Genomic DNA, 8,452 nt, shown 5'->3' on the forward strand with positions numbered 1-8,452 from the left:
GAAGTCAACCCGCACCGGGCCCGGTGCCTGCGGCCCCAGTTGCTGGACCTGCAGGCCATCGACGCCCACCTGCACGGCAAAGCCTGCGGCATCGTCCTGCAGCGGCAACGCTAGCCGCTCGGCCCATGCGGCGGCTTGCGCCTCGAACTCAGCCGACAGTGCCTCGACCCGGATACCTGTGCCCTGCTCTTCCATCATCCACACCTGAAAATTGAACCCAGCCGTTAATGTATCGGCAGCCACGGCCGATACAGGCAATATCCCGCTATTCTGCCAGAGCACAACGCGCGCGGCTGCCATGTCAGATACTCTTCCCATCGGCTTGACCTATTTGTCGCCTGTCGGCAACTACAGTCAGCACAATACCCAGGCACTCGGGGGCGTCAGCCACCTGTGGCAGGATTTCTTTGCCCGGGCCATGGCCGAACAGCCGGAAGAGCCCGTCGACCAGGTCAGCCAGTCGTTCGTGCAGTACGACCACGACAGCGGCGAGCCAATCGGCGGCGCCCGTGCGCTGGCCCTGATCGACGCCCAGCGCGCCTGCCCGGTGCAGGACACCGTGGTGGCACCGCCGGAGCCGCTGTTCCTGCCCAAGGCCGAGCTTGAGGCCAACTTGCTGGAGCCTGCTGCCGAGCCGTTCAGCGCCATCGAGCTGATCGAGCAGCAACGCCAGCTCGACATCAGCAACAGCTGGCTGCGCCCGGTGGTGATGAGCCAGGGCCACGCGATTGCCGAGCCCGGGCCAGGTCCCGCACCGCGGTCGCTGTTCCTGCCCATCGCCGAGTTCGAGACCAACCTGCTGGACCCGGCCCCGGAACCCTTCGACGAAGCCACGCTAGCCAAGCTGCAAAATGACCTGGAGTTCGACATCCACTGGGCGCGCCCGGTGGTGCTGAACAACGTGCGCGTTCACGCCTGAGCCTGGATCAACTCAGCGGCAGATCTGCCAGCGCCCCATGTCCAGATGAAAGTGGTTGTGGTGCGCAGCGTTGTAGTCCGGGCCCAGCACCGTACTGAAACTCTCGCAAGCTGCCTGCTGCACTTGCCGCAGGAACTCCGCCTTCTGCCCGCCCGCCTGCCAGTCCCGCGCCAGCACGATGCGTTGGCCGTCCTGCAGGCGGAAACCGCTGATGTCCAAGGCATTGGCCGTGGCGTGCTGGCTCAGCCGGCCTTGTTTGCGGTGGTAGACGTTACGACAGGCAAAGCTGCCCAGGTGATCTACCTGCGCCACCGGCTGCCCCAGTACCCGTTGGGCAACAGGTTGCAGGCCGTGGTTTTCGAACAGTGCGTAGGCCACCGCCAGCGGGCAACTGGCCAGGAAGCTGCTGCTGAGCCGCGCCTGGCCCGCTTCGAGGCGCCATACATTGTGCAGGGGGCAATTGGCCGTAGCGGGGCTATCGGCTTGCGCCCGGTAGCGCAGATGGCTGGTTTCCAGCGCCTGGCGGCACAACGCCGGGTCATCACGCAGACGCGACAGCTTGTAGGGTGTCAGCAGATTGGGCGGCTGTCGCACGTCCAGCGGCGCCCAGGGGTTCCACACGGCGGGCAGGCGCCAGCCGAACTGCCAGGCCAGGCCAGCCAGCAACAGCAGGCCGGCCAGCAGCGCCAGCAGCACCCGCATCAGCGGCGGAACAGGTCATTAAGCTGGGCAAACGGCAATGCTTGCTCCGCGTAGCCGAACGTGCCCTCGTCACGAATCTCCAAGGCCGCGCGGTGGACGGCGCCGAGCGCAGCGCGAGCCAGCGACGAGCCGACGCTGATGCGACGCACGCCCAGGTCCTGCAACTGGTTGACGCTCAACGGCACCCCCGCCATCCCCATCAGCACGTTGACCGGCCGTGGTGCCACTGCCTGCACCACCGCGCGGACTTCCTCGACGGTACGCAGGCCCGGGGCATAGAGCACATCGGCGCCGGCCTCGGCGTAGGCCTGCAGACGCAGGATGGTGTCGTCCAGGTCCATGCGCCCGTGCAGCAGGTTTTCTGCCCGGGCGCACAAGGTGAATGGGAACGGCAGGCTGCGCGCTGCCTGCACGGCTGCACGCACGCGCTCCACTGCCAGGCCGATGTCATAGATGGGGGCGTCACTGCGGCCGCTGGCATCCTCGATGGAACCGCCCACCAGACCAGCCTCGGCAGCACGCAGAATGGTCTGGGCGCAGTCCTCGGGCAGGTCGCCGAAGCCGTTTTCCAGGTCGGCAGCCACCGGCAACGCCGTGGCATCGACGATCTCGCCGGCATTATCAAGGGTATCGTCAAGGGTCAAGGCGCCTTCGGCGTCCGGGCGACCCAGGCTGAAGGCCAGCCCGGCACTGGTGGTGGCCAGTGCCTCGAAGCCAAGGCTGGCCAGCAGCTTCGCGGAGCCGGCATCCCACGGGTTGGGGATGACGAAGGCACCATCACGTTCGTGCAAGGCCTTGAAGGCTTCGGCACGCAGGGTTTGCACATCCATGGTTCAACCTCCGGCAGTCAGGGAAGGCTCAGAGTAGCCCCAGTTGTTCGACCTCGGGGGCTCGCGGCAATTCCGGCAAAGGTGCAAGGCCGGGCAGGCGCTGCATCAGGCGCTGGTGAAAACGCAGGGCCAGCGCCGCCGCCAGGCGGTTATCCGAGGTGTGCAGGAAGATATAAGGGCTGCGGCCTTCTTCGATCCAGCCAGCGACTTTTTCCACCCACGGGGTGAGAAACGACTCGTTGGCTTCCAGCTGCGGATGACCGATGAAGCGCACCTGCGGGTGCTGGCTGAAAGCCGCCGGGCGTGGCGGCACCTTGGGCTTCTTCGACTGCGCGTGCAGCACGGCAGGGTCGCGTGAAGTGCAACTGAACAGCGCGCGCGGGTCGAGGCAGATACGCTCCACGCCGCGCTCGTGCAGCAGGCGGTTGAGCAGGCGCTCCTCCTCGCCCTTGGCGAAGAACGCCGGGTTGCGCACCTCCACAGCCACCGGCACGCCAATCAGGTCAAGGAAGTGACCAAGCTCACCCACCCGCGCCGGGCCGAACTGGCGCGGCAACTGCAGCCAGCAAGGCGAGACGCGCTGGCCCAGCGGGGCCATCAGCCGGGTGAAGTCGAAGGCCGGCTCAAGCTGATCACGCAGGTCACCCTCATGGCTGATGTCCCGGGGGAACTTGGCAGTGAAACGGAAGTGCGCCGGCATCACCTGGGCCCAGCGCGCAATGGTGCCGGGTGCGGGGCGTGCGTAGAAGGTGGTGTTACCCTCGACGGCGTTGAACACCTGGCTGTAGAAGCCAAGCATTTCAGCGCTGCTGGCGTCGGCGGGGTACAGGTAGTCGCGCCAGGCGTTTTCGCTCCACGACGGGCAACCGAGAAAATAAGGCAGTGGTGATGGACTCATCCATCAAATGTACAGGTCGAGCCCCAGCACTTCCATGTCCCAATCGGTGAAACCGGCGGTGCTCAGGTAGCTGGCCAGCGCCGTGGCGGTACGGCGGTCACGGGCGCGGGGGAAGACCATGTCCTGCTGGCGGGCTGGCAGGCCACCGCTGCGACGGCGGGCGGTGGCTTCCTGAGCGGCGACTTCGGCTTCTTCTACAACTTCGGCGTCATCGATGGCCTCGTCACGCACCGCTGCCTTGCGCGGTGCGCGCTTGACCGGGTAGGACTGCGATGAGAGACCGTCGATACGCATGGCATGAACACTCAGGACCAATGATGGCAATTTAGCAGCATCAGAGTCAGGTCGCTAATGCTTGAGTGATAACTGGACCACAGATCGCGCAAAAGGTTTTAGTGTGATCGGCGATAACCGACGAACAGCACTCAGCGCTTCTTCGGCGTAGCTACATTATCGCGCAGATACACCGGTTGCGCCTGTTCGGCACCGATCGCCTCGCCGCGGGTCCAGGCGAAGCTGGCCAGGCTCAGAACGTCCAGGGCATGGGGCAAGGCGCTGGCATTGCTGGCCGCCACCTGCACTGCAAGGCGCTCGGCATAGCCCCAACCGGTACCGGCACCGAACCACTCGCCAGCGCTGCCCGCCGGCAGCGCCACCTGCTCCGGCGGCAATACCGCCTCGTGACCGACCAGGCGCATTTCGCCTGCGCTGGCCTGATAGCAGCCCCAATAGACTTCGTCCATACGCGCATCGATGGCAGCGGCCACCTGCTGAACGCCATGCTCGCGCAGCGCCCCCTGGGCCAGTGCGGCCAGGTTGGAAACCGGCAGTACCGGGCGCTCCAGCGCGAAGGCCAGGCCCTGGACCACACCGATGGCAATGCGCACGCCGGTGAACGCGCCCGGGCCACGGCCGAAGGCGATGGCATCCAGTGCATTCAGCGCGACGCCAGACTCGGCCAGCAACTGCTTGATCATCGGCAGCAGTTTCTGCGCGTGCTGACGTGGGATCACCTCGTAATGGCTGGTTACCTTGCCGTCATGCAGCAGCGCAACGGAACAGGCTTCGGTGGCGGTATCCAGGGCCAGCAGGGTGGTCATCGAACAGGTATCCAGGTGCGAAGAAAAAGAGCGGCAGTATAGAGCAGCGGCGGCGTTGTGTCCCGAAGGGGCCGCTGTGCGGCCTATCGCCGGCAAGCCAGCTCCCACAGATACTGCACAGCCTTCAGAAATGGCGCGATCCTGTGGGAGCTCGCTTGCCGGCGATGGGCTGCGTTAGCAGCCCCAAACGACAACGGCCCGCAAGCGGGCCGTTGTCGACAGGTACTGGATCAGCTCAGGGCTGCCAGGACCTTGGCGGTGATGGCTTCGACCGAGCCAACGCCTTCGATGTGGCTGTACTTCGGCTTGCCCGCATTGGCAGCCGACAGCTTCTGGTAGAAGTCCACCAGCGGCTTGGTCTGGCTGTGGTAAACCGACAGGCGATGACGAACGGTTTCTTCCTTGTCGTCGTCGCGCTGGATCAGGTCTTCGCCAGTGACGTCGTCCTTGCCTTCCACTTTCGGCGGGTTGTACTGAATGTGGTAAGTGCGGCCCGAGGCCAGGTGCACGCGGCGACCGGCCATGCGGCCGACGATCTCTTCGTCATCCACGGCGATTTCGACCACGGCGTCAATGTCGACACCGGCAGCGACCATGGCTTCGGCTTGCGGAATGGTGCGTGGGAAACCGTCGAACAGGCAGCCGTTGGCGCAATCAGGCTGGGCGATGCGCTCCTTGACCAGGCTGATGATCAACTCGTCGGAAACCAGCTGGCCGGCATCCATGACTTGCTTCAGTTCCAGGCCCAGCGGGGTACCGGCCTTGACGGCGGCACGCAGCATGTCGCCGGTGGAAATCTGTGGAATACCGAACTTTTCGGTGATGAACTTTGCCTGAGTACCTTTACCGGCCCCGGGAGCTCCCAGCAGAATTACGCGCATCTCGTGCTCCTCAAATTTTTTTATGAAATTCAATGGATTCGGCAACCAGGGCCAAGTCCGGAAAATCGGGTATGACCATAAAACGGTCAGAAGGCTGCTCAAGATACACAGCGCCCGGCAGCCATACAAGCGTCCCAAAGTTGCAGGAATGCGCCACTTGCGGCTGACCCGCCCGGTGGTTGCGCCAGGCGCAACCACCTTCTCCGTCTTCGCCCCCGCCCCTCGCGCCCCGCACCCAGGGTGGCCAGACCCTGCCCTCAGCCGGTGTTGCGCAGGCCTGCGGCGATACCCGCCACGGTCACCAGCAAGGCCTGCTCCAACGGGCTGTCCAGAGCGGCTTCGCGGCTGCGCGAGCGGGCCAGCAACTCTGCCTGCAGGCGGTGCAGCGGGTCCAGGTAGGTGTTGCGCAGGCTGATGAACTCCAGCGTCTCGGGGCTGTGCGCCAGTAGCACCGGCTGCCCGGTCAGGCCCAGCACCACCTGGCACGACTGCGACAATAGGTCGCGCAGATGCACACCTAAAGGACGCAAGTGCGGTTGCACCAGACGTTCGTCGTAGGCCTCGGCGATTTGTGCATCGGCCTTGGCCAGCACCATCTCGAGCATGTCGATGCGGGTTCGGAAGAACGGCCATTGCTCACGCATCTGCGCCAGCAGCTCGCCTTGGCCGCGGGCCAGGGCATTGCTCAGCGCCGTTTCCCAGCCCAGCCAGGCGGGCAGCATCAAACGGGTCTGGGTCCAGCCGAAGATCCACGGGATTGCCCGCAGGCTTTCAATGCCCCCGGCGCGGCGCTTGGCCGGTCGGCTGCCCAGCGGCAAGCGCCCCAGTTCCTGCTCTGGCGTCGACTGGCGGAAATACTCGACGAAGTCGGGGTTTTCGCGCACGACCCTGCGGTAGGCCGCGACGCCATCGGCGGCCAGTTGGTCCATCACCTCGCGCCAGGCCGGTTGCGGCGGCGGTGGCGGCAACAACGTGGCTTCCAGCACAGCGGCCAGATACAGGTTGAGGTTTTGCTCGGCGATGCCCGGCAAACCGAACTTGAAGCGGATCATCTCACCCTGCTCGGTGGTGCGGAAACGCCCCGCTACCGAGCCCGGTGGCTGCGACAGGATCGCCGCATGGGCGGGGCCGCCGCCGCGGCCTACCGTACCGCCTCGGCCATGGAACAGCAGCAACTCCACCTGGTGTTCGGCACAGATCCGCACCAGGTTTTCCTGTGCCCGGTACTGGGCCCAGGCGGCGGCGGTGGTACCAGCGTCCTTGGCCGAGTCGGAGTAGCCGATCATCACTTCCTGCGGGCCGCGCAAGCCGGCGCGGTAGCCCGGCAAGCCGAGCAGGCGTTGCATCACCGGGCCGGCGTTGTCGAGGTCGGCCAGGGTTTCGAACAGCGGCACCACGCGCATCGGCCGGGTCAGCCCGGCTTCCTTGAGCAGTAATTGAACCGCCAGCACGTCAGAGGCAGCACCGGCCATGGAGATGACATAGGACCCCAACGAAGCAGCAGGCGCAGCGGCCACCTCTCGGCAGGTGGCCAGCACTTCGGCGGTATCGGCCTGCGGCGTGAAGTGCGCAGGCAGCAGTGGCCGGCGGTTTTTCAACTCGGCCTGGAGGAACTCGATGCGTTGCTCTTCATCCCAGTCGGCGTAACGCCCCAGGCCCAGGTAGTCGGTGATTTCGGTCAGCGCATCACAGTGGCGGGCAGCGTCCTGGCGCACATCCAGGCGAACCAGGAACAGGCCGAAGGTAACGGCGCGACGCAGGCAGTCGAGCAACGGCCCTTCGGCGATCACGCCCATGCCGCATTCATGCAGCGACTGGTAGCACAGCTGCAGCGGCGCGATCAGGTCGCGGTTGTCCACCAGCACTTCGGCGCTGGCTGGCTGGTCGCTGGTCAACGCCGAATGCGCCCAGGCACGTGTTGCGCGCAGTCGGTCGCGCAGTTGCTTGAGCAAGGCGCGGTAAGGTTCGGCACTGTCGCCAACCCGTACACGCAGGGCGCCGCTGGCCTGCTGCATGGACAACTCGGCGGCCAGCGCATCGATATCGCGCAGGAACAGGTCGGCGGCCATCCAGCGCGCCAGCAGCAGCACCTCGCGGGTAACGGCAGCGGTCACGTTGGGGTTGCCGTCACGGTCACCGCCCATCCACGAGGCGAAGCGCACCGGGGCGGCCTCCAGCGGCAGGCGCAGGCCGGTGGCCTCCTGCAGGGCCTGGTCGACCTTGCGCAGGTGGCTGGGGATCGCGTGCCACAGCGAATGCTCGATCACCGCGAAGCCCCACTTGGCTTCGTCTACCGGGGTGGGCCGGGTGCGGCGGATTTCTTCGGTGTGCCAGGCCTCGGCGATCAGCCGGCGCAGGCGTTCGCGCACTTGCTGGCGTTCGGCCGGGGTCAGGTCGCGATGATCCTGGGCGGCCAGCTGGCCGGCGATGGCGTCGTACTTCTGGATCAAGGTGCGGCGGGCCACCTCGGTGGGGTGCGCAGTCAGCACCAGCTGGATATCGAGCTTGGCCAGTTGCCGGGCCAGGGCATCGTTGCTGTGCCCGGCCTGCTTCAGACGTGCCAGCAGCTCGGGCAGTACCCGCGCCTCGAACGGCTCGGGCTGATCGGCATCACGGCGGCGGATCAACTGGTACTGCTCGGCCATGTTGGCCAGGTTGAGGAACTGGTTGAAGGCCCTCGCCACTGGCAGCAGGTCTTCTTCGGCAAGGTCCGCCAGGGTCGAGCTCAGTTGCTCGCCGGGGCCGCGACGGTCGGCCTTGGCACTGTGGCGGATGTCCTCGATCTTCTGCAGGAACGCATCACCATGCTGCTGGCGAATGGTTTCACCCAGCAGCTCACCCAACACATGGACATCTTCACGCAAACGCACATCGATATCGGTCATTGGCCCTTCTCTCCGGCGCGGCTCTGGCGCACTGCATCCCTTTCAGCCTCAGCGCGGCCCACTGGGGCGCGCGGTACACACCCCAAGAGTGCCCACAGCCGGGCAGCGATGGCAAGCCGTGATCGGCCAAAGCAAACTAATCTCAAAGCACAGCACTCCGATGCCATGCAAGCCCTACGAGGCGTTAACAGAGGTCGTCATGAAAATCCGTGAACTCGCCCAGCACTGGGAACAGAA

At 65.6% G+C, this 8,452-nt stretch carries 8 protein-coding genes and 1 pseudogene; 1 reads left to right on the plus strand and 8 read right to left on the minus strand.

Annotated elements, in window-relative coordinates; genetic code table 11:
* Positions 1-195: pseudogene (locus HP546_RS21605) on the minus strand (class I SAM-dependent methyltransferase); the annotation flags it as partial.
* Positions 196-298: 103 nt separating this feature from the next.
* Between HP546_RS21605 and HP546_RS21610 the strand changes: the two are divergent.
* Positions 299-919 carry an energy transducer TonB gene (locus HP546_RS21610; RefSeq protein WP_172229269.1) on the plus strand — a complete coding sequence of 207 codons (621 nt, stop codon included), beginning with the start codon at positions 299-301 and terminating at the stop codon, positions 917-919.
* A 12-nt stretch (positions 920-931) separates the two neighbouring features.
* On the opposite strand, the gene HP546_RS21615 is transcribed toward HP546_RS21610, so the two are convergent.
* From HP546_RS21615 to ppc, 7 genes are all read right to left on the minus strand, one after another.
* On the minus strand, positions 932-1,621 hold the full coding sequence (locus HP546_RS21615) for an extensin family protein (protein ID WP_172229271.1): 690 nt from the start codon (positions 1,619-1,621) through the stop codon (positions 932-934).
* Positions 1,621-2,451: an oxaloacetate decarboxylase gene (locus HP546_RS21620; RefSeq protein ID WP_172229273.1), complete on the minus strand. Its 831-nt coding sequence runs from the start codon at positions 2,449-2,451 to the stop codon at positions 1,621-1,623. The genes HP546_RS21615 and HP546_RS21620 overlap by 1 nt, the downstream gene beginning before the upstream one ends.
* 28 nt (positions 2,452-2,479) lie before the next feature.
* A complete protein-coding gene (locus HP546_RS21625; RefSeq protein ID WP_172229275.1) occupies positions 2,480-3,349 on the minus strand; it encodes a DUF72 domain-containing protein in 870 nt (289 codons plus the stop codon).
* Positions 3,350-3,352: 3 nt separating this feature from the next.
* Positions 3,353-3,643, minus strand: coding sequence for a hypothetical protein (locus HP546_RS21630; protein WP_172229277.1), 291 nt, complete (start codon positions 3,641-3,643; stop codon positions 3,353-3,355).
* 131 nt (positions 3,644-3,774) lie between these two features.
* Positions 3,775-4,449 (minus strand): tRNA (adenosine(37)-N6)-threonylcarbamoyltransferase complex dimerization subunit type 1 TsaB, encoded by a 675-nt coding sequence (gene tsaB, locus HP546_RS21635; protein WP_172229278.1) that lies wholly within the window; start codon positions 4,447-4,449, stop codon positions 3,775-3,777.
* A gap of 230 nt (positions 4,450-4,679) precedes the next feature.
* Positions 4,680-5,330, minus strand: a complete 651-nt coding sequence (adk, locus tag HP546_RS21640; protein WP_110678221.1) for an adenylate kinase — start codon at positions 5,328-5,330, stop codon at positions 4,680-4,682.
* Positions 5,331-5,587: 257 nt separating this feature from the next.
* The gene (ppc, locus tag HP546_RS21645) at positions 5,588-8,215 is read right to left on the minus strand and encodes a phosphoenolpyruvate carboxylase (RefSeq protein ID WP_172229280.1); all 2,628 of its coding nucleotides are present in this window, start codon (positions 8,213-8,215) and stop codon (positions 5,588-5,590) included.
* Positions 8,216-8,452: the final 237 nt, after the last annotated feature.

The sequence above is a fragment of the Pseudomonas sp. CM25 genome, from assembly GCF_013179705.1.
In the GTDB taxonomy this organism is placed as follows: Bacteria; Pseudomonadota; Gammaproteobacteria; order Pseudomonadales; family Pseudomonadaceae; genus Aquipseudomonas.

What these genes read in the sequence shown, in the direction of transcription:
- HP546_RS21610 (WP_172229269.1), top strand. Translation starts at nt 299, where the DNA reads ATGTCAGATACTCTTCCCATCGGCTTGACCTATTTGTCGCCTGTCGGC.
- adk (WP_110678221.1), bottom strand. Translation starts at nt 5,330, where the DNA reads ATGCGCGTAATTCTGCTGGGAGCTCCCGGGGCCGGTAAAGGTACTCAG.
- HP546_RS21620 (WP_172229273.1), bottom strand. Translation starts at nt 2,451, where the DNA reads ATGGATGTGCAAACCCTGCGTGCCGAAGCCTTCAAGGCCTTGCACGAA.
- tsaB (WP_172229278.1), bottom strand. Translation starts at nt 4,449, where the DNA reads ATGACCACCCTGCTGGCCCTGGATACCGCCACCGAAGCCTGTTCCGTT.
- ppc (WP_172229280.1), bottom strand. Translation starts at nt 8,215, where the DNA reads ATGACCGATATCGATGTGCGTTTGCGTGAAGATGTCCATGTGTTGGGT.
- HP546_RS21615 (WP_172229271.1), bottom strand. Translation starts at nt 1,621, where the DNA reads ATGCGGGTGCTGCTGGCGCTGCTGGCCGGCCTGCTGTTGCTGGCTGGC.
- HP546_RS21625 (WP_172229275.1), bottom strand. Translation starts at nt 3,349, where the DNA reads ATGAGTCCATCACCACTGCCTTATTTTCTCGGTTGCCCGTCGTGGAGC.
- HP546_RS21630 (WP_172229277.1), bottom strand. Translation starts at nt 3,643, where the DNA reads ATGCGTATCGACGGTCTCTCATCGCAGTCCTACCCGGTCAAGCGCGCA.